The sequence below is a fragment of the Paenibacillus sp. Paensp38 genome, from assembly GCF_059491915.1.
Genome location: NZ_CP168516.1, coordinates 652,251 through 673,090 on the forward strand (window position 1 = coordinate 652,251; position 20,840 = coordinate 673,090).

Annotated in this window: 17 protein-coding genes and 1 tRNA gene; 16 read left to right on the forward strand and 2 right to left on the reverse strand. The window is 45.9% G+C overall.

Annotated elements, in window-relative coordinates:
* Together ACEN8J_RS03080 and ACEN8J_RS03085 are read right to left on the reverse strand one after the other, a co-directional pair.
* The gene (locus tag ACEN8J_RS03080; RefSeq protein WP_029518402.1) at positions 1–1,080 is read right to left on the reverse strand and encodes a hypothetical protein; all 1,080 of its coding nucleotides are present in this window, start codon (positions 1,078–1,080) and stop codon (positions 1–3) included.
* 312 nt (positions 1,081–1,392) lie between these two features.
* Positions 1,393–1,466: transfer RNA gene (locus tag ACEN8J_RS03085), tRNA-Arg, on the reverse strand.
* Positions 1,467–1,723: 257 nt separating this feature from the next.
* Here ACEN8J_RS03085 and ACEN8J_RS03090 point away from each other — a divergent pair.
* The 16 genes from ACEN8J_RS03090 to hemB all read left to right on the forward strand — a co-directional run bounded on the left by ACEN8J_RS03090 (position 1,724) and on the right by hemB (position 20,834).
* On the forward strand, positions 1,724–2,632 hold the full coding sequence (locus ACEN8J_RS03090; protein ID WP_185156363.1) for a hypothetical protein: 909 nt from the start codon (positions 1,724–1,726) through the stop codon (positions 2,630–2,632).
* 143 nt (positions 2,633–2,775) lie between these two features.
* On the forward strand, positions 2,776–4,089 hold the full coding sequence (tig, locus tag ACEN8J_RS03095) for a trigger factor (protein ID WP_028541569.1): 1,314 nt from the start codon (positions 2,776–2,778) through the stop codon (positions 4,087–4,089).
* Positions 4,090–4,500: 411 nt separating this feature from the next.
* Complete coding sequence (gene clpP / locus ACEN8J_RS03100; RefSeq protein WP_016324659.1) at positions 4,501–5,091, forward strand: ATP-dependent Clp endopeptidase proteolytic subunit ClpP; 591 nt, start codon at positions 4,501–4,503, stop codon at positions 5,089–5,091.
* Positions 5,092–5,103: 12 nt separating this feature from the next.
* Positions 5,104–6,360 (forward strand): ATP-dependent protease ATP-binding subunit ClpX, encoded by a 1,257-nt coding sequence (clpX, locus tag ACEN8J_RS03105; RefSeq protein ID WP_013311623.1) that lies wholly within the window; start codon positions 5,104–5,106, stop codon positions 6,358–6,360.
* A gap of 110 nt (positions 6,361–6,470) precedes the next feature.
* Positions 6,471–7,589: a flavodoxin-dependent (E)-4-hydroxy-3-methylbut-2-enyl-diphosphate synthase gene (ispG, locus tag ACEN8J_RS03110; protein ID WP_025718670.1), complete on the forward strand. Its 1,119-nt coding sequence runs from the start codon at positions 6,471–6,473 to the stop codon at positions 7,587–7,589.
* Between the two features lie 218 nt (positions 7,590–7,807).
* Complete coding sequence (lonB, locus tag ACEN8J_RS03115; protein ID WP_029518404.1) at positions 7,808–9,535, forward strand: ATP-dependent protease LonB; 1,728 nt, start codon at positions 7,808–7,810, stop codon at positions 9,533–9,535.
* A gap of 110 nt (positions 9,536–9,645) precedes the next feature.
* Positions 9,646–11,982: an endopeptidase La gene (gene lon / locus ACEN8J_RS03120; protein WP_023989969.1), complete on the forward strand. Its 2,337-nt coding sequence runs from the start codon at positions 9,646–9,648 to the stop codon at positions 11,980–11,982.
* Between the two features lie 18 nt (positions 11,983–12,000).
* Entirely contained in the window at positions 12,001–12,612 is a 612-nt protein-coding gene (gene yihA / locus ACEN8J_RS03125; RefSeq protein ID WP_029518405.1) for a ribosome biogenesis GTP-binding protein YihA/YsxC, read from the forward strand.
* Between the two features lie 287 nt (positions 12,613–12,899).
* Entirely contained in the window at positions 12,900–13,487 is a 588-nt protein-coding gene (locus ACEN8J_RS03130; protein WP_029518406.1) for a hypothetical protein, read from the forward strand.
* A gap of 271 nt (positions 13,488–13,758) precedes the next feature.
* Positions 13,759–14,157, forward strand: coding sequence for an adenosylmethionine decarboxylase (gene speD, locus ACEN8J_RS03135; RefSeq protein WP_480282588.1), 399 nt, complete (start codon positions 13,759–13,761; stop codon positions 14,155–14,157).
* Between the two features lie 246 nt (positions 14,158–14,403).
* Complete coding sequence (gene hemA, locus ACEN8J_RS03140) at positions 14,404–15,798, forward strand: glutamyl-tRNA reductase (RefSeq protein ID WP_029518407.1); 1,395 nt, start codon at positions 14,404–14,406, stop codon at positions 15,796–15,798.
* Positions 15,799–15,814: 16 nt separating this feature from the next.
* Positions 15,815–16,642, forward strand: coding sequence for a cytochrome c biogenesis protein CcsA (gene ccsA, locus ACEN8J_RS03145; RefSeq protein ID WP_029518408.1), 828 nt, complete (start codon positions 15,815–15,817; stop codon positions 16,640–16,642).
* An 8-nt stretch (positions 16,643–16,650) separates the two neighbouring features.
* The gene (locus ACEN8J_RS03150; protein WP_069011260.1) at positions 16,651–17,298 is read left to right on the forward strand and encodes a precorrin-2 dehydrogenase/sirohydrochlorin ferrochelatase family protein; all 648 of its coding nucleotides are present in this window, start codon (positions 16,651–16,653) and stop codon (positions 17,296–17,298) included.
* A gap of 1 nt (position 17,299) precedes the next feature.
* Positions 17,300–18,226: a hydroxymethylbilane synthase gene (gene hemC / locus ACEN8J_RS03155; RefSeq protein WP_165148789.1), complete on the forward strand. Its 927-nt coding sequence runs from the start codon at positions 17,300–17,302 to the stop codon at positions 18,224–18,226.
* Between the two features lie 4 nt (positions 18,227–18,230).
* Complete coding sequence (cobA, locus tag ACEN8J_RS03160) at positions 18,231–19,787, forward strand: uroporphyrinogen-III C-methyltransferase (RefSeq protein WP_165148791.1); 1,557 nt, start codon at positions 18,231–18,233, stop codon at positions 19,785–19,787.
* Positions 19,788–19,835: 48 nt separating this feature from the next.
* Positions 19,836–20,834, forward strand: coding sequence for a porphobilinogen synthase (gene hemB, locus ACEN8J_RS03165; protein ID WP_069011262.1), 999 nt, complete (start codon positions 19,836–19,838; stop codon positions 20,832–20,834).
* Positions 20,835–20,840: the final 6 nt, after the last annotated feature.

Here is a 20,840-nt window from a genome sequence, read left to right on the forward strand (position 1 = left end):
CTACTTCACGCGGTCAAGCGATGTGATTTGTATATCCTTTGTTGACATAAGCTTATAAATGTCTTCTATCTGGACTTCATAGGTCTTTTCATCAAAATGGTCCTGACCAAACATATAATCGTTTAGTTCTATTGCCTTAAGGTTTCGGTTGGTATTCATAGCCGAAGGGAAGTATTCGATGTCTAATGAGGCTTTATTTCCGGCCAACACTGTTTTGAGAACTTTTGCAGTTTGTAATACCCGTTCTTTTTCCAATGACAATCCTGAGTCAGTTAGATCCTCGAATACAATTATACGAATATATTGATCGCCGACCGCTTCGGGATTCAGTTTAAAATCGTCGTATTCTTTGATCATTTTATCTGTTTCCCCTTCTTGCACCCCAGAATGAACAGCGGCTGCATCATTGTATAGCTTCTGTATAACAGGTTTGAGCTTCATGTCCAGTTGGCTCTCCCAAAGGGCGTTAAGATATTTTTCTCTAAATGGGACATCCTCATAAGGACGCTTGGTCATGTTAAAGAGGACGGAAGGATGACGATTAGAGATCGCCTCCATGGTATATTCAGTGAAGGGAATACTATGATAGCTAATATTTTGAATTTGAAAGTCCTCTCCGTATTTCTGCTCCAGATATTGCTCTGATTCTGCGGCTACGTTGCGTTTATTTTCACCTGTTTGTGTAAAAGGTTCTATAATATCTACGTATTTCATTGTGACTGCAAGAAGTAGAAGTGTAGCTCCCACAGTGAGACTGAGCAACATGCGCCATTTGGAAGGCAACGATGCACTTGTCGGCGCGCTACCCACATTGCTTGTAATTTGAAAAGATCGTATTGTAAAAATAATGCCTAAAATGTGGAGAATAATGGCCAGCGGTCCCGAAATAATAAGCAGGTATCCGAGAGAAAATAATGTAAAATAGATCAGAATTCCCTGTGTGATGATCAGAGCCGCTCCTCCAATCATATAGGAAGGAATGGCGAGATAAAACATACCCAATCCAGTACCTAATATAGAAAGCAAAGTGGCAACAAAACGATGAATTTCCCGCGACTTTTGGAGTTTATTCGTAGTCAAGGGAGTCAGCCAACCTCCTTTACTTCAAAATGGTGTAACATGATAGATGATAGCAATATCTGCGTTTTATTGAAAGAGTAGTGACTTGAAACCAGCGCCTAAAGTAGCGTGGCAGACTATTCTTTCTACATTATTTATCATCAAAAAAAGCTCCCTTGCGGAAGCTTTTTTTTGATGTAATTTATCAAGAGAGATACTCTCCTTATGGTTGACTGCGAAGTATAGGCTAACGATGCCGATGGGCCGACGTTCCCCTGTGAGTTATCTCATGAGAACAAAAAAAGCCTCCATTATGGAAGCTTCTTGTTATGACGTCCCAGGAGGGATTCGAACCCCCGACCGACGGCTTAGAAGGCCGTTGCTCTATCCAGCTGAGCTACTGGGACATAAAATTCAAGCGAATATTAATATATCATATGGATAAAAGAAATTCAAGTCTTATTTTGCATATATCGCTTATTTAGGCTTTATACAGCATAAATTCTGAGTAGACGTAGTTTTTTTTGCCTTATAAAAGGGTATGTTAGAATACAGGTGAATATGTGTAAGACGAGTGGTTGGACTTCGGCTACTGTTTCTCATATAATCTACAAATACTTGAGCTTGTGAAGGAGAGGGGGTGCCTTGAATAAAGGACTCCAAGGTGACGACAAAAGAAAATAATATTGTATTGTTTCCGAAGACACTGGACTATTATCAAATCCAACTTACTGTGATGCTTGAAAACGAACGTTACGGAGAGGCGATGGCGATGCTGCGTTTTTTAATGCAGTGTCAGGGACAGGAGCAGAAGCAATACGATGAATGGAACGCTCTATTACAATGGCTGGAAGCTGCATTTCCACAGTACGCTGACAGCGGGGCGGTAACGGACGCTGTGGAAGAAGAGGTCAGTGAAGTAGAGTTAGCTCGCCGTCATGCACGCTTTAAGCAGGAGCAGGATGCGGGCTACGGCAACAAGCTGTTGCGGATGGCTATGGATGAACCCTTATCCGAACAGACGATTTTAGCGTTGGAGCAGTTGTCCTATTTGGAACTGCCAGAAATCGACGATGCCTTGCTTCGCTGGATTACGGACCGGGAAATCCATCCTTTACTTCAATTCCGTGTTCTACAGACAATGCGACGACGCGGAATGGAAGGGACGATAGAAATCAGACGGGGTGATGAACAAGCGGAAATCGACATTGAAACGGTTCCGTTACAGCCTGGTGATTTTCCAGAGTCGATTATGCGTATTTTGGAACGGGTGGCTGATCAGACTGAGGTGCACGAGCCTACACTATTCTATTTTGCACAGGAGTTGTGGTCACAGTTTGTGATGGCAGTATACGGTACGAATGATTATAGATCCATGTTGGTGGAAGAGGACGGAATGCCGGATATTTGGGCTGCAGCACTCCATCAGACCGTTTCGGAAAGTTTGAACGGTAATAATAATGAGGAAGAAACCCGTGCTATATATGGTATTACAGATGCGTTGCGCTTCCGTTTTGAGCAGGCGTATCGGTCGATGCGACTATTCGTAGCGGCGGGAATGCACACTCCTTAGTGACCGGAAACGTTTACCTGTGAAGCATTCAAAGGGCTGCTCTTGAAAAAGACAGTAATGTTAGATATACTATAGTGGTTATTTTGTGTGCGTTGATTGTAATGAAAACTAAGTGAAGATTTTGTTGGAGGGGAAAGCATAAAATGAAAGCAACTTGGGAGAAAATAGAGAAGAACCTTGGGGTTCTTGAAGTTGAGGTTGACGCGGATCGTGTAGCCGCTGCACTCGACAAAGCTTTTAATAAAGTGGCAAAACAAGTAAGTGTACCAGGATTCCGTAAAGGTAAAGTACCACGTCCTATCTTTGAAAAACGCTATGGTATTGAAAGTCTGTACCAAGATGCAATTGACATCCTGTTGCCAGAAGCTTACAGCCAAGCTGTAGAGCAAACGGACATCTTCCCGGTTGACAGCCCTGACGTTGAAATTGATCAATTTGCTAAAGGCGAATCTTTCAAGTTCAAAGCAAAGGTTACTGTTAAACCTGAAGTGACTTTGGGCGATTACAAAGGCGTAGAAGTGCCTGTAAGCAAACTCGAAGTAAGCGACGAAGAACTGGCTCAAGAACTGGAGCGCCTGCAACAACGTCATGCTGAACTGGTTGTCGTTGATGAAGATGCTGCTCAATCCGGTGATACAGCTATTATTGACTTCGACGGTTCCGTGGACGGTGTACCATTCGAAGGCGGACAAGCTGAGAAGTATTCTTTGGAACTGGGATCTAACACATTCATCCCTGGTTTTGAAGAGCAAGTGGTTGGTTTGCACACTGGCGATTCCAAGGACGTTGAAGTAACGTTCCCTGAGAACTACCATTCTGCTGACCTCGCTGGCAAACAAGCGGTATTCAAAGTGAAAGTTCACGAACTGAAACGCAAAGTTCTTCCTGAGCTGGACGATGAATTTGCTAAAGATGTAAGCGAATTTGACACACTGGCTGAATTCAAGGAAGACTTGAAAAAGCAATTGTTGGATCGTAAGGAAAACGAAGCTAAAGCAGCTCGCGAGGGTGCTGTAGTAGAGAAGGTTGCTGAGAATGCAACAATCGACATTCCTGAAGCAATGGTGAAGAGCGAAGTGCAAAACATGGTTCGCGATTTCGACAACCGTTTGCGTAGCCAAGGTATGAACCTTGAAATGTTCCTTGGATTCTCTGGTCAAAGCAAGGAAGACCTGGAAGAGCAAATGAAAGCTGATGCTGAGAAGCGCGTACGTAACAACCTCGTGCTGGAGCAAGTGGCTAAAGCAGAAAACATCGAAGTTTCCGAAGCGGAAATTGATGAAGAACTGAAAAACATGGCTGAAGCTTACAAACGTTCAGTTGAAGAAATCCGTAGCATTCTGGAAGGTAACGGCTCGTTCGCTAACCTGAAAGAAGAAATTTCACTGCGCAAAACCATTGCTTTGTTGGTGGAAAACAGCAAAGAAGTAGAAGCGCCAGTTGAAGCTGCTGAGTAATTCAGACGATAAAATATACGGAGTATGCTGTAACAAGCTGAAACGTAGTAATTAGATAGGGATAAGGCACGTAGTGAAAGTTACGTGCCTTATTTTTACCTTTGATAACCCAAATTTTAGTCGTTTATGGAAAGTGCTGTGAGTCGCGTTTTCTTGTTTTACATAAGTCACTACCGTATATTTGCACATACATACGAAACATGGTTAAATATGAGAAGGTCTCGGCAGAGTGTACTGTAAATAGCCCGCACTGCATATATGAGCGCATGCAAATATGACACGAGACTCTGAACATGTTAAAATATTTTGTAAGGTGTTCACGTTTCATGCTTGCTGCTTCCGTTTTAATGGGACATAAGGAAGCGGATGAATACAGGTGTTCATTTTAATAAAGAAAAGAGGTTGGTCGTGATGAGTCTCGTCCCTATGGTTGTGGAACAAACGAATCGAGGAGAACGATCTTACGATATTTACTCGCGGTTGCTTAAGGATCGTATTATTTTCCTAAGTGGCCCGATTGATGACGATGTCGCCAATCTCGTCATTGCACAGCTATTGTTCCTTTCTGCGGAAGATCCAGAGAAGGATATTAATTTGTACATTAACTCGCCAGGCGGTTCTGTAACTGCGGGCATGGGTATATATGATACAATGCAATTCATTAAGCCGGACGTATCGACGATCTGTGTAGGCATGGCTGCAAGTATGGGTTCGTTGCTGCTAACAGCGGGTGCGCCAGGTAAGAGATACGCGCTTACCAATAGTGAAGTCATGATTCATCAGCCACTTGGTGGCATTCAGGGGCAAGCCTCCGATATGCTGATTCATGCGGACTGGATTATCAAAACACGTGCTAAGCTGAATCAAATCTATGTAGAGCGTACGGGTCAGCCCCTCGAAAAAATCGAACGTGATACTGACCGGGATTTCTTCATGGAAGCGGAAGAGGCAAAAGCATACGGTATCATTGACCAGGTGCTGTCTAAACCGATTAATCTGTAAAGGGGTGGCTCTATGTTTAAATTTAATGATGAAAAAGGACAATTGAAATGTTCTTTCTGCGGTAAATCTCAGGATCAGGTTCGCAAGCTTGTTGCCGGACCGGGCGTATATATATGTGACGAATGCATTGAGTTGTGTACGGAGATTGTAGAAGAGGAATTGGGTCATGAAGAAGAAGTAGATCTGAAAGACATTCCGAAACCAATGCAAATCCGTGACATTCTGGACCAATATGTTATTGGTCAGGATCAAGCGAAAAAATCGTTGTCTGTAGCGGTATATAATCACTACAAACGAATTAATACTCAAAACAAAATTGATGATGTGGAACTGCAAAAAAGTAACATCTTGATGCTTGGACCTACAGGTTCGGGTAAAACGTTGCTTGCGCAAACCATGGCTAAAATTTTGAACGTTCCTTTTGCTATCGCAGATGCCACTTCCCTTACGGAAGCAGGTTATGTGGGTGAAGACGTTGAAAATATTTTGCTGAAACTGATTCAAGCTGCCGATTATGATGTAGAAAAAGCCGAACGCGGCATTATCTACATTGACGAAATTGATAAAGTAGCCCGCAAATCCGAAAACCCGTCCATTACGCGTGACGTTTCGGGTGAAGGTGTACAGCAGGCGTTGCTTAAAATTTTGGAAGGCACGGTTGCTTCTGTACCACCTCAAGGCGGTCGCAAGCATCCACATCAAGAGTTTATTCAAATTGACACCACGAATATCCTGTTCATTTGCGGTGGTGCCTTTGATGGTCTGGAGCAAATGATCAAACGTCGTATCGGTAAAAAGGTTATCGGCTTCAACGCTACCAGCGAACAAAAAGACCTGAAACCAGGCGAATATACTTCAATGGTATTGCCTGAGGATCTTTTGAAATTCGGTCTGATACCGGAATTTGTAGGACGCTTGCCAGTAATTTCTACGCTGGAGCCGCTTGATGAGAACACATTGGTTCGTATTCTGTCCGAACCGAAAAATGCGTTAACCAAGCAATACCAGAAGCTGCTTGAGCTGGATAATGTGCAACTGGAGTTTAAGCAAGATGCTCTGGAAGCCATTGCTCGTGAAGCGATCAAGCGTAACACGGGTGCCCGTGGCCTTCGTGCGATCATCGAAGGTATTATGCTGGACGTAATGTATGAGGTTCCTTCCCGTGAGGATGTGACTACTTGCGTCATCAATGAGCAGGTTGTAAAAGACAAAATCGCACCGGAACTCGGTGGTACAGATAAGGATAAAAAACAAGAAGAGAGCGCCTAAGGATTGATACTTCGCGATCTCTAAAACATGAGAAGCCGGATCTCCACTTCACTAAACCTGTATGAGGTTTTAAGGGGTGGAGGTTTGGCGTTAATGGGAGAGAAAAGTACATGTTCTTAAGACAAGACACACGTCCCGTTAAAGTCGGGAATCTGACGATTGGCGGCAGCAATGAAGTCATCATCCAAAGCATGTGTACAACTAAAACAGCAGATGTGGAAGCAACTGTAGCCGAGATTCTTCGCTTGGAAGAAGCCGGATGTCAACTGGTGCGGGTTACCGTCAACAATGAGGAAGCTGCCGCAGCCATTAAGGAAATTAAAAAACGGATTCATATTCCGCTAGTTGCAGATATTCACTTTAATCACAAGCTGGCTCTACTGGCAATTGAAAATGGGATTGATAAAGTTCGCATTAATCCAGGTAACATAGGACGACGTGAAAAAGTAGAAGCTGTCGTGAAGGCATGTAAGGAAAAAGGGATTCCGATTCGAATTGGTGTGAATGCCGGGTCATTGGAACAGCATTTACTTGATAAGTATGGCTACCCTACGCCAGAAGCGATGGTAGAAAGTGCGCTGTATCATATCGGGATACTGGAAGAACTTGATTTCCATGACATTATCGTGTCACTGAAGGCGTCTGATGTTCCTATGGCGATTGCTGCTTATACGAAGGCCGCTGAAATTATTAAGTATCCGCTCCATCTGGGTATTACCGAAGCGGGTACACTCTTTACGGGTACAGTTAAAAGCGCGGCAGGTATGGGCGCTTTGCTAGCATCAGGCATCGGCTCCACTATGCGTATTTCACTTAGTGCTGATCCGGTGGAAGAAGTGAAGGTAGCCCGTGAGTTGCTCAAGACGTTTGGATTAATCACAAACGCAGCTACATTGATTTCTTGTCCGACTTGCGGACGTCTGGATATTGATCTGTTCTCTATTGCCAACGAGGTAGAAGACTACATTGCAAAACTCAAGGTACCGATTAAAGTATCCGTACTGGGTTGTGCAGTAAATGGCCCGGGTGAAGCGAAGGAAGCTGATATTGGAATTGCCGGAGCGCGCGGTGAAGGCCTTTTGTTCCGTTATGGAAAAATGATTCGCAAAGTACCTGAGGCTGATATGGTGGACGAATTGAAAAAAGAAATTGATATCATCGTCAAAGCATATGAGGAAACAGGGAAAATACCTGGACGTGAAGAACGTCATACCGCCGAGAAGGTGTAGGCAAAAAGCAGTTATTATAAAGAGGCATAGTCATAATCTATTGTCATCATTTAAACGCCGTGGAGAGCAGCTCTGCTACAGAACTGTTCTTCGCGGTGTTTTTGTATTTCTCTCTGATCTTTTGAAAGACCGCCGTTTAGCTATCGCGGAAAAGGAAATACTGTTTTTCATAGAGCGGCATTTTTAAAATTGCTGAGATGAGAAACGGAGGAAATACGATGGACTTGACTATGATTTTGTTATTGGTGCAAATGTTTTTCGGGATTGTTATTGGTCTGTATTTCTGGAACCTCCTGCGGAGCCAGAAAACGAACCGTAGTGCGGTAGATCGGGAATCCCGCAAGGAATTGGATAAGCTACGCAAATTGCGTTCTATTTCACTTACCAAGCCGTTGGCTGAACGCACACGTCCTGCCACATTACAGGATATCGTGGGTCAGAAGGATGGACTGCGCGCGCTCAAGGCTGCGTTATGTAGTGCGAATCCGCAGCATGTCATTATTTATGGCCCGCCGGGTGTAGGGAAGACAGCTGCTGCACGCGTTGTGCTGGAAGAGGCTAAGAAGAATCTGTCCTCTCCGTTCAAGGGAGATGCCAAATTCACGGAGATTGATGCTACGACGGCCCGCTTTGATGAGCGCGGTATTGCGGACCCGCTGATAGGTTCAGTGCATGATCCAATCTATCAAGGGGCAGGAGCGATGGGGGTAGCGGGTATCCCACAACCTAAACCCGGAGCTGTGACGAAGGCGCATGGGGGGATGCTGTTCATTGATGAGATTGGTGAGCTGCATCCAACGCAGATGAATAAACTCTTGAAAGTACTGGAGGATCGCAAGGTATTTTTGGAGAGTGCGTATTACAACTCGGAAGATTCGAATACTCCTGCTTATATCCACGATATTTTCCAAAACGGTTTGCCAGCCGATTTTCGTTTGGTGGGTGCGACGACCCGTTCGCCGCATGAACTGCCACCTGCGATTCGCTCCCGGTGCATGGAGATTTATTTCCGTGCCTTGCAGCCACAGGAGATTGCTCGTATTGCAGAGGATGCCGTCCACAAGCTAGGCTTTGGCCCTTGTCCTGAGGCGGTAGAAGTTGTACAGCGTTACGCAACGAACGGTCGGGAGGCGGTCAATATGATCCAGCTGGCTGCTGGTTTGGCACTTACCGAGAAAAGGGAATGTCTCAATGCTTCCGACGTCGAATGGGTAGCGGGCAGTAGTCAAATTCAACCGCGTCCTGACCGAAAAATACCAGGCTTGCCGCAAATCGGATTCGTTAACGGATTAGCTGTATATGGCCCGAACATGGGGATGCTGCTTGAAATTGAAGTTACAGCAGTTCCGGTTCCTGAGGGAAAGGGCAGCTATAATATTACGGGGGTTGTGGATGAGGAAGAAATCGGAGGCGGGTCCCGTACACTGCGCCGTAAGAGCATGGCTAAAGGTTCTGTAGAAAATGTTCTAACTGTTTTGCGTACGCTCGGATTGTCTCCGTCGAATTACGATTTGCATATCAATTTCCCTGGGGGTACGCCGGTAGATGGCCCGTCCGCAGGAATTGCGATGGCAACAGCCATTGCTTCCGCGATGCGGGGAATTCCGGTGGATCATGAAATTGCAATGACTGGCGAAATTAGCATCCATGGTCGTGTCAAACCGATTGGTGGTGTATTAGCCAAGGTTGAAGCCGCTTTTCAGGCAGGAGCCAAAAAAGTGATCATTCCGCAGGACAACTGGCAAGCTCTTTTTGACAGCATTGAGGGTTTAAAAGTGATTCCCGTACAGTCGGTTACCGAAGTGTTCCGACATGTGTTCGGGGAAGAGATAACGTCGGATTCGCCTGTACATGCGCCAATTGAGACTTTTCGCCCATCCCAATCTTCCTTGTTACAGGCTGATGGAACGCATAACGGGACGATATCAGATACAGGATCTTGCTGATGAACCACCCTTTCATTGGTTTTTTCATAAAACATTTGATAAAATATGAAAGATAACAACTTGAGGATTGTAAAATCCGGAACCTGAGAATCACTGGAGGTGCGAAAGCGATGGGACCCACCAAGACAAAAGGTCGTCGTTTTCCTTTGCTGCCTTTAAGAGGGCTTCTGGTCTACCCGAGTATGGTTCTGCATCTCGATGTGGGCCGGGAAAAATCGGTCAAGGCTTTGGAAAAAGCGATGGTTGAAGACAATTTGATTCTCCTGTGTTCTCAATCAGAAGTAAATATTGAAGAACCTACACAAGAGGACATCTTTCGAGTCGGCACGGTAGCCAAGGTACGCCAGATGCTCAAACTTCCTAATGGAACCATTCGAGTATTGGTGGAAGGGCTGGAACGGGCCGAGATTATTCAATATACGGACAATGAAGAATATTACGAGGTAATGGCGAAGGAGCTGCACGAGGCAGAAAACGTACAGCCTGAGACGGATGCGCTAATGCGCACTGTATTAACTCAGTTCGAGCATTATATCAACTTGTCCAAAAAGGTAACACCGGAGACTCTCGCTGCGGTATCGGATATTGAGGAGCCGGGACGGCTAGCAGACGTAATCACAAGTCATTTGACGCTCAAAATTAAGGAAAAGCAGGATATACTGGAGACGATCGACGTTACTCAGCGTCTGGAGAAGCTTCTGGATATTTTGAACAATGAGCGTGAAGTACTGGAGCTGGAACGTAAAATCAACCAGCGTGTGAAGAAGCAGATGGAAAAGACGCAGAAGGAGTATTATCTGCGTGAACAAATGAAGGCAATTCAGAAGGAACTTGGCGAGAAGGAAGGTCGCGCGGGAGAAGTTGAAGAACTGCGCAACCAGCTAAGTGAACTAGAGTTGCCTGTTCCGGTGAAGGAGAAGGTCGAAAAGGAAATCGATCGTCTGGAAAAAATGCCGGCAAGCTCTGCCGAGGGTGGCGTCATCCGTAATTATGTGGATTGGTTGTTAAGCTTGCCATGGAACAAGTTTACCGATGATGATCTGGATATCGTCAAAGCTGAAGAGGTACTTAATAACGACCACTACGGATTGGATAAACCCAAGGAGCGTGTATTGGAGTATTTGGCTGTACGCAAGCTGGTGAAGACCATTAAGGGACCGATTCTGTGTCTCGTGGGTCCGCCAGGGGTCGGCAAGACCTCGTTGGCCCGTTCGATTGCCAAATCCATGGGTCGGGAATTTGTCCGCATCTCTCTCGGAGGTGTGCGGGATGAAGCGGAAATCCGTGGTCACCGTCGGACTTATGTTGGTGCGATGCCAGGGCGGATCATTCAGGGGATGAAGACCGCAGGAACGTCTAATCCAGTATTTTTGCTGGATGAGATTGATAAAATGGCTTCCGATTTTCGAGGAGATCCATCGGCGGCATTGCTCGAAGTGCTTGATCCTGAACAAAACAATACGTTCAGTGACCATTTTGTTGAGCTGCCGTTTGACCTGTCCAATGTGATGTTTGTAACGACAGCCAATGCTGCACACAACATCCCGCGTCCGCTAATGGACCGCATGGAGACGCTCTATATTCCTGGCTACACCGAACTGGAGAAGCTGGAAATCGCCAATCGGTACCTATTGCCCAAGCAGAAGAGAGAGCATGGCTTGGACGAGGAACAACTGGTTATCGGGGAGGATACGCTACTGCGTGTCATTCGCGAATATACGCGTGAATCTGGTGTGCGGAATCTTGAGCAGCAAATGGCTTCTCTGTGCCGCAAGGCGGCGAAGTCCGTTGTATCTGGTGGCGAAGGACCAATTCAAATCACACCGGATAATCTGAAGGATTATCTGGGTATCGCTAAATTCCGTTACGGTGTTGCAGAACTGGAGGATCAGATCGGTACGGTTACAGGCTTGGCATGGACAGAGGTCGGTGGTGAAACACTGATGATTGAAGTGACGGTCGTACCTGGTAGTGGTAAACTGATTCTTACGGGTAAACTGGGAGACGTTATGAAGGAATCTGCACAGGCGGCATTCAGCTACACCCGTTCCAAAGCAGTTGATCTGGGCATTGAACTAGACTTTTATGAGAAAAATGATATCCACATTCATATTCCTGAGGGTGCGATTCCGAAGGATGGTCCATCTGCGGGAATTACTATTGCTACCGCGTTAATTTCAGCTTTGACCAACCGTCATGTATCCAAGGATGTGGCTATGACGGGCGAAATTACTCTACGCGGCCGTGTATTGCCGATTGGTGGTTTAAAAGAGAAGTCGCTGGCTGCCCACCGGGCAGGCTACAAAAAAATTCTGCTTCCCAAAGATAATGAACGGGATTTAAAGGATATTCCCGACAGTATCCGGCAGGATGTTGAATTTGTCCCCGTTGCCCATATGGATCAGGTGCTAAAGCATGCTTTGGTTGAGCAGGCAAGGGTACATTAGAGAGGAATTAAGGACACAATGAAAGTAACAAAAGCAGAATTTATAATAAGTGCGGTTGGTCCCGATCAGTTTCCTGTGGACGCTTTGCCAGAGATTGCTCTGGCGGGGCGCTCCAATGTAGGAAAGTCTTCATTGATTAATCGGTTGATTAACCGTAAAAATTTGGCGCGTACCAGTTCTACGCCAGGTAAAACCCAGCAACTCAATTATTACCGGATTAATGATGATCTCTATTTTGTCGATTTTCCCGGTTACGGTTACGCCAAGGTATCCAAAACGTCCCGCAAGGCTTGGGGGCAGATGATTGAGTCTTATTTGCTGGAGCGTGAGCCACTCAAACTGGTGCTTCAAATGGTAGATTTGCGCCATCCGCCGTCCAAGGACGATATCATGATGTATGATTGGCTGCGTCATAACGGGCTTCCCGTATGTGTTGTAGGCACGAAGGCAGATAAAATCCCTAAAACGCGGCGAGAAAAGCATTACAAGGTAATCAAGCAGGAACTCGGAATACTTCCCGGGGGATTGTTTATCCCCTTTTCATCCGAAGAAGGTATGGGCAAGGAAGAGCTGTGGTCTGTCATCTCCAGCTATATAGAGAATGACGAAGAAGAGCAGACGGAATTGTAAGGCTAGGGACGTCCTTGAGGACGTCCTTTTTTCATGGTTCGGGCTTCAAAAAAATAAACTTACTAAATAGGTGGGAATAATATATAATAACAAAAAGAACTCGTGGATTTTAAGCCGAAAAGTGAGTATATGGGGGATAATGCAGTCTCAACCCCATCATTTTCCGTTTATTTCCGATGTATGGCGGGAATTTATGATTTGATGTGCAAGAAAAGCACTTTAGGTCTGATGTATAATAAATTTAAAGCTTAAACTTATAGGTTCAGGAAAGAATTGAGGAGATGGGTATGGCTCAGCGGTTAGCCACAGAGTATGTTAAAACCACTTTGACCTTGTCGGAAACCCAAATGGACGAATTTTTGCGGGCAGTGGATGATCCCCAGGTGCATTACTATATTAAAGTTCTAGATAACGGAAGACAGGAAATCGTTCTGGAGCATAGTGCGGGTGAGGAAGTTCATTTGTTTTTTGAAGCCAAAGAGGGAGCGTTTGTGTGTGAATTGACTTGTCGCTTAATTCATCCGCAACTAACCCTGTTTATACGCAAACTTTTTGTTCGTTTTAAGGGCGAAGGCATCGTTTACCGAATGTATCAAGGATTCACTATGGTGTATTTTTATAATGAAGGTACGGTTCGTAAAATTATGGAGAAGAATGCCGGAGGTTCCAGGCTGGTATTCGAATATAAAAATACGGTGCAGGAATTGCAACAGCTTTTTCAGCATCAGAACGTTGAAAATGAAATATCTGACGTATATCATCTCATTAATTCGTTGCTTGACCAGCGGAATTTGGCGCGTACTTTCTCGGAGTTGGAACAGATTGACCACAAGCTTCGAATGAGTTGCTCAAAATTATTTGCACTGGAAGCTTAATAAGGCATGAATATATGGAATGAATCGTTATGCCATGTAGTCCCTTTCTTTACCGAAATAGGCTTTTTTATTCTTAAAAAATGATTGCATTTGCTGCACATAGATGTTATTTTTAATCTCGTTGAAAATGAAATATAGGAACCAGGATTCACTCAGGACATTGAATGTTGCGAGAGGTTATTCCCTCGGGAAGTGAATGACGACGTAGGTCCTAGCGGATGAAATTTTTCCAAACATTTTATTCCTAGGAAGGGGGAACCGAAAGATGGAATTGGAGTACTCAACTTTCGGAAGACACGTTGCCGTAGATACTTGGGGTGTTGAGTTTGAATTACTGAATGATGCGCAGTTTTTGGAGGCTCAATTAGTTGAAGCAGCTGAAGCTTGCGGAGCAACGGTGATGTCCGTTCAATCCAAGCAGTTCGAACCACAGGGAGCTACCGTGCTTGTACTGTTGTCGGAGAGTCATCTCTCTATTCATACGTATCCTGAGAGAGGGTTTGCCGCTATTGATTGTTATACTTGCGGTGAGACTGTCGATCCGCAGTTGGCTATTGATTACCTGGTATCCGTTCTAAAACCGAAAAAAACATATGCGAAAAAGCTGATTCGCGGCTTGGGAGAACTTCAGGTGGAATCACCAGAGTACAAGCTGGCTGAGTTAGTGTAAATCGTTTTTTATGGAGCCGTTTGTGCGTCCTATATTATAGCCATGGAACATTTCCATGGTTATTTGTTTTAAAAGTGGTCTACACTAAATCAAATCATACAGAACGTGCTGGTTTCATGAAAGCTATTCAATTTTCATAAACAATTCATAAAACAGCCGGAGGAGATTCGGACTTCTGTGATATAATTAACATAGTTTATGATAACAGTGGTTATTCTTATTACAGTTTAGGCAGGTGAATTTGCAATGCACATCGTCGTTGTTGGGTTGAATTATCGTACGGCGCCTGTGGAAGTCAGAGAGCGTTTTACATTTGCAGAACAAGATTTGCCAAAAGCGCTGGAGCAACTCAAACTTACCAAAAGTGTGTTGGAGGGCGTAGTTGTCGCAACCTGCAATCGGACTGAAATATATGTTGTAGTGGACCGCCTTCACATGTGCGGCTATTTTATACGCAGTTTTATGGAGCAATGGTTTGGCATTCCGCGTGATCAATTTACACAACATTTATATATATATGAGGACGAGCAGGCGATTCGGCATTTGTTCCGTGTGACTTGTGGTCTTGATTCTATGGTAATCGGAGAAACACAAATTTTGGGACAGGTAAAGAACGCTTTTCTTCAGGCTCAATCCCAGAAAATTACGGCAACGTGGTTTAATATGTTGTTTAAGCAGGCCGTCACATTGGGCAAGCGTGCCCATTCAGAGACATCTATTGGAGAAAGTGCCGTATCTGTCAGCTATGCAGCAGTTGAGCTAGGCAAACGGATTTTCGGGATGTTTACCGATAAAAAGGTACTGATTCTCGGTGCTGGTAAAATGAGCGAACTTACGGTTAAGCATTTGTACAGCGGCGGAGCAGCCGAGGTTATTGTAGCCAACCGAACCTTGTCCCGTGCGGAAGACCTTGCCTCCAAGTTCCATGGAACGCCGGTTACGATGGAGGAAGGCATGAATCGGTTGGCGGACGTGGATATTGTTATTAGCTCGACAGGTGCCCAGGGGTATATTCTGGATCGGACTCGGGTTGAAGCAAGTATGAAACGTCGACAGTCCCGTCCTTTGTTTATGATTGATATTGCGGTTCCGCGTGATCTCGACCCGGCTATTGGTGAATTACAGAATGTTTTCCTGTACGATATTGATGATCTGGAAGGGATCGTGGAGAGCAATTTGGAAATGCGCCGTACCGAAGCTACAAAAATCGAGCATATGATCGAAGATGAGCTTAGCGAGTTTTATCAATGGTTGAAAACGATGGGAGTGCGTCCGGTGATTCGTGCATTACAGGAAAAAGCGGAGTCTGTACATCAGGATACGTTGGAAAGCTTGTTCAATAAGCTTCCCGAGCTGGATGAACGGCAACGCAAAGTGATTAGCCGTTTGACGAAGAGCATGCTGAACCAGATGATGCATGATCCGATCAATCGGGTAAAGGAACTGGCTGTCCAAAAACAGGGGAATGAGGCCCTAGACATGTTTAGCCACATTTTTGCTCTGGAGGATCGTTTGGATGACGCCGCTCAGAAAGTAGATAAAAGCGATGCATCTGCGTTAATAAAACCGGAAGCCGGTGTTCATGAAAAAACCGTTCAGGCTCAGGCTTTGCCAGCGTCGTTTGCGCCGGCCAGCCTGTAAAAGTGGGTGAACAGACGTGGCTTCAGGCATGCTTATATATGATTCAATGATTTATGTTTTTGCCCTGAGCCTTCTGTTTGTATTCTCGGATGGGATTCGTCGCAATGCGAATGCTAAACGGACAGGTACAGGGCTTCTTGTTGTCGTTCTGGTGCTCCAGCTTGCTTATATGGGGATAAGAACCTGGAATGAAGGGCACCTTCCTATTTTCGTGACCTACGATTTTCTATTTCTGTTTTCAGTTATTTTAGTGCTGATTTCTTTGATTTTGACACGTTATCAGCGTTCCGAATTTGCGGTATTGCTGCTTAATATTATTAGTTTTGCAGTGCTGGTGCTCAACAATATATGGATGGAGCCTCTCGACAATCCACTTGGAAATTGGCATACCGTGCATGGGCTGCTCCTGATTCATATTGCGCTGGCTAATCTTGGTTTTGTAGCGATGACGGTAGCAGCTGTATTTTCGGGGTTATATCTGTTTTTGCATCGTAAATTGAAAGTAAAGAAATGGAATGACACGATCAGACGCCTGCCGAGTCTGGAAATGATGGATCGGTATACGCATATGGCGCTGTTGATTGGTACTCCTTTGCTGGGAGTCTCTATTGTAGTTGCCGTTATTTCTATTATTGCTGAGGAACGCTGGCTTCTCTTGCTAGATACCAAGGTGCTGATGACAGCGATTGCCCTGTGTGTGTATATTATATTTTTAGTGAGCAAAAGATTGAATCAGCGTTCAGGGCTTGTGATGGCAAAGTGGGCATTGGTGGGCTACACGCTATTGATTCTTAATTTTTTGCTGAATTCCTGGTCTGTATTTCATCAGTGGACGGGAGAGTGAAAAGCCATTTGCAGCATTTTGTCCCGATTTCGTTGAATTGTAACAATAAGATCTGTTGTATTGTAGGCGGCGGCAGGATTGCGGAACGAAAGGTTAAGGGGATGATGGAAAGTGGGGCGTCCATTACCCTCATTAGCCCGAATATAACGCCGGATTTACAGGTCCTGGCCGATCACAAGCAGCTCCACTGGGTAAATCGCGTATATCGCGAGGGTGACCTCCAGGGAGCCTTTCTTGTATATGCCGCTACGAACCAGAGAGAAGTGAATAATAAGGTTGCGCATGAGGCCAGACAAAGGGGTATACTGGTAAATGTGGCGGATCGCTCGGAAGAGGGAGATTTTATAACGCCGGGCATCATCCGACGAGGGAGACTGACGATTAGTATCTCTACAGAAGGGGCAGGCCCCGCTGTGACCGCTGATATTACATCAGCCTTGGATACGTTGTTTGGTAGCGAATACGAGCCATATCTGGATTTCATGCACGATATGCGACAGATCATCAAACGTAAGATAAGTTCCCCACAGCAAAGGACTAAACTACTGAGGCGCTTGGCGAGTAGCGGAATTTTGGATCAAATACGCCGTCATGAATTTATGGCTTGGACCGAACAACAAATAGACCTGTGGATTGCGCAAAATCAGGAGGAATAACATGCGAACAATTGTGGTAGGCAGCAGACAGAGTGCGCTGGCGTTAACTCAGACCGGGCATGTCATTGAAGATTTGAACGCGCTATGCGCGGAGCATGGAATGGATTTGCAATTTGTCGTAAAGAAAATCCTGACCAAGGGTGATCGAATATTGGATGTAACCTTGTCCAAAGTGGGTGGCAAAGGGCTTTTTGTCAAAGAGATTGAACAGGCCATGCTGGCTGGTGAGATTGATATGGCAGTACATAGTATGAAGGATATGCCTTCCGAATTGCCGGAAGGGCTTGTCAACGGCGCTGTACCGCGTCGTGAGGATCCACGTGATTGCCTGATCACATTGGGCGCCGAGAGCCTGGAGGATTTGCCTCAAGGGGCAAAGGTGGGCACGAGTAGCCTGCGCAGAGCCAGTCAAATCAAGTCCATGCGACCTGATCTACAATTGGAGCCTGTGCGTGGGAATATTGATTCCCGTCTGAAAAAGCTGGAGACGGAAGGTTTTGACGCTATCATTTTGGCGGCAGCAGGTTTGCATCGGATGGGCTGGAAAGATCGAATTACATCCTATATACCGGAAGAAGACTGTTTGCCGGCGGTTGGGCAGGGAGCGCTGGGTATTGAATGTCGCGCGAGTGATGAAGAGCTATTGGCCTTGCTGCGCCTTTACAACGACCGGGATACCTCGGCTACCGTTGCGGCAGAACGAACCTTTTTGGGCGTGTTAAATGGGGGGTGCCAAGTGCCGATCGGGGCTCATGCCGTCTGGGCTGGTCAAGAAATCAGCCTTACGGGCATGGTAGGCTCGCCAGATGGCGAGGTTATTTTGAAGGAAACGCTCCAGGGAAATGATCCGAAAAAGCTGGGAGAAGCGGTGGCGGCCAGTTTGATAGCCAAAGGAGCAGAACAGATTCTGGCGCAGGTGAGGGGATGATAGCATGGCAGGAAAAGTATATTTGGTAGGTGCAGGACCCGGAGACGCAAGATTAATTACGGTCAAGGGTTGGGAATGCATTCAATTGGGCGATGTCATTGTGTACGACAGACTGGCAAGCCCGCGCCTCTTGGGATTGATGAAGCCAGGGGCCCAAAAAATATATGTTGGAAAGTTGCCAGATCGTCACACTATGAAGCAAGAGGAAATTAATCAGCTGTTGGTGGATTTGGCCTTGGAAGGAAAAACAGTTGTTCGTCTTAAAGGGGGAGACCCTACTATATTTGGACGAGTCGGCGAGGAAGCCGGGCTACTGCGTAAACATGGTATTTCCTATGAAATTATACCCGGCATCACATCAGCAATCAGTGTGCCCGCCTATGCGGGGATTCCAGTCACACACCGGGATATGGCCTCATCGCTATCTATCATTACAGGTCATGAAAGTCCGGATAAACTCGACAAAAGTATTCATTGGGATAAAGTGACGAACGCAACGGGCACACTGATCTTTATGATGGGTGTAGCAAAGATTGGCTATATCAGTGAACAGCTGATAAAACACGGCAAGCCATCAAATACTCCTGTTGCCTTGATCCGCTGGGGAACCCGTGCCGAGCAGGATACGCTGGTGGGTACGCTTGCGGATATTGAAGCTAAGGTGAAGGCTACGAATTTTCAGCCTCCCGCCGTCATCGTTGTCGGAGAAGTGGTCAATCAACGTGAACAGTTAAAATGGGCTGAGGACATGCCTTTGTTTGGCAAGCGAATTTTGGTTACTCGCGCGCGTGCGCAGGCCAGCAGTCTGGTCCATCGGATAGAAGAGCTTGGTGGCGAGCCTTATGAATTTCCAGTTATTCAGACGGTCGCCCCTTCGGACGAGCCAACCAAACAGGAAATTAAAGAGGCATTTGCGCGACTGCCAGAATATGATTGGGTGTTTTTTACCAGCGTTAATGGAGTGGAATACTTTTTCACGCACTTAAAGGAACAGGGCAAGGACGTACGTATGCTGTTCAAAGCGCGTATTGCCGCAGTCGGACCGGCTACAGCAGCCGCGCTTCGGACGCACGGAATTGTGGCAGAACAGATCGAGGGCCCATTTCAGGCAGAGGGCTTGCTCGAGGGATTTGAGCAGGATTTGCAGGCAGGGCAGAACGTATTTCTCCCAAGAGGTGATCTAGCTCGGCCGTGGCTGCCAGAAAAGCTGAGGGAGATGGGACTTCATGTGACCGAGGCTGATTTGTATCAAACGGTGCTAGCAGCCAACACACAGGATGATGAACTTCTCAAGCTGCTTGAGGAGCGTGCCATTCATGCGATTACGTTTACCAGTTCCTCAACTGTAACCTTTTTCTTAGAAGCCCTCAGACAAATGGGGATCCATGATCCGGTGTCGCTGCTGGAGGGAGTTACGATTGCTGTGATAGGTCCTTTGACCGGTGAGACAGCTACCCAAGCCGGCTTGACTGTAAGTTTTATGTCAGAGAAGGCGACCATTGAAAGTCTGATCCAATCGTTGTGTGAGTGGAAACGTTCAAGTACTGTTATGACATTATAATTTTTTTGTTTTTACTAATGAATGTATAAAAAATGGAGGTTTGTAATCATGAGTGTTCCTTTTACCAGACATCGCCGTTTGCGCCAGTCGGCTGCAATCCGCAGTATGGTGCGTGAGACCGTATTGAATCCCACTGATTTTATCCAACCGATCTACGTAACATTTGGCACTGGGGTGAAACAGGAAATTAGCTCTATGCCAGGTGTATACCGTTTTTCTCTGGATCGGCTGGAGGAAGAACTGAAAGAGATTAGTGAGCTCGGCATTCCCGCTGTGCTCCTATTTGGCATCCCAGAAACCAAAGACAGCGTAGGGACTTCGGCTTTTGTGGACGATGGTATTGTTCAGGAAGCTACTCGTCTGATCAAGTCGCGTTATCCCGAACTGCTGGTTGTGGCTGACACTTGTTTGTGTGAGTTTACGGACCATGGACACTGCGGTATGGTGCACATGCATGAGCATGATGGTGAGGTATGCGGTGAGGTATTGAATGATGAATCTCTGGAGGTGCTGGTACGTACAGCTGTATCTCAGGCCAGAGCTGGTGCAGATATTATCGCGCCATCTAATATGATGGACGGTTTTGTACAGGCGATTCGGCAGGGGTTGGATCTAGAAGGCTTTTCACATATTCCAATTATGTCGTATTCCGTCAAATATGCGTCTGCTTTTTACGGTCCTTTCCGGGAGGCCGCAGATTCTGCGCCGCAGTTTGGTGACCGCAAATCCTATCAGATGGATCCTGCTAATGCACGTGAAGCATTGCGAGAAGCAGAATCTGATGTGCTGGAGGGGGCAGATATGCTGATGGTGAAGCCTTCCCTTTCTTATCTTGACGTAATGCGCACGATTAAGGATCAATTTGATCTGCCTATGGTGGCTTACAACGTTAGTGGTGAATATGCCATGGTCAAGGCAGCGGCTCTTCAAGGCTGGATTGATGAAAAAGCAATGGTGCTAGAGATTTTGACAAGTATGAAGCGTGCGGGTGCAGATATGATTATTACCTATTCGGCCAAGGATGCGGCAAGATGGTTGAAGCAATAAGTCTAT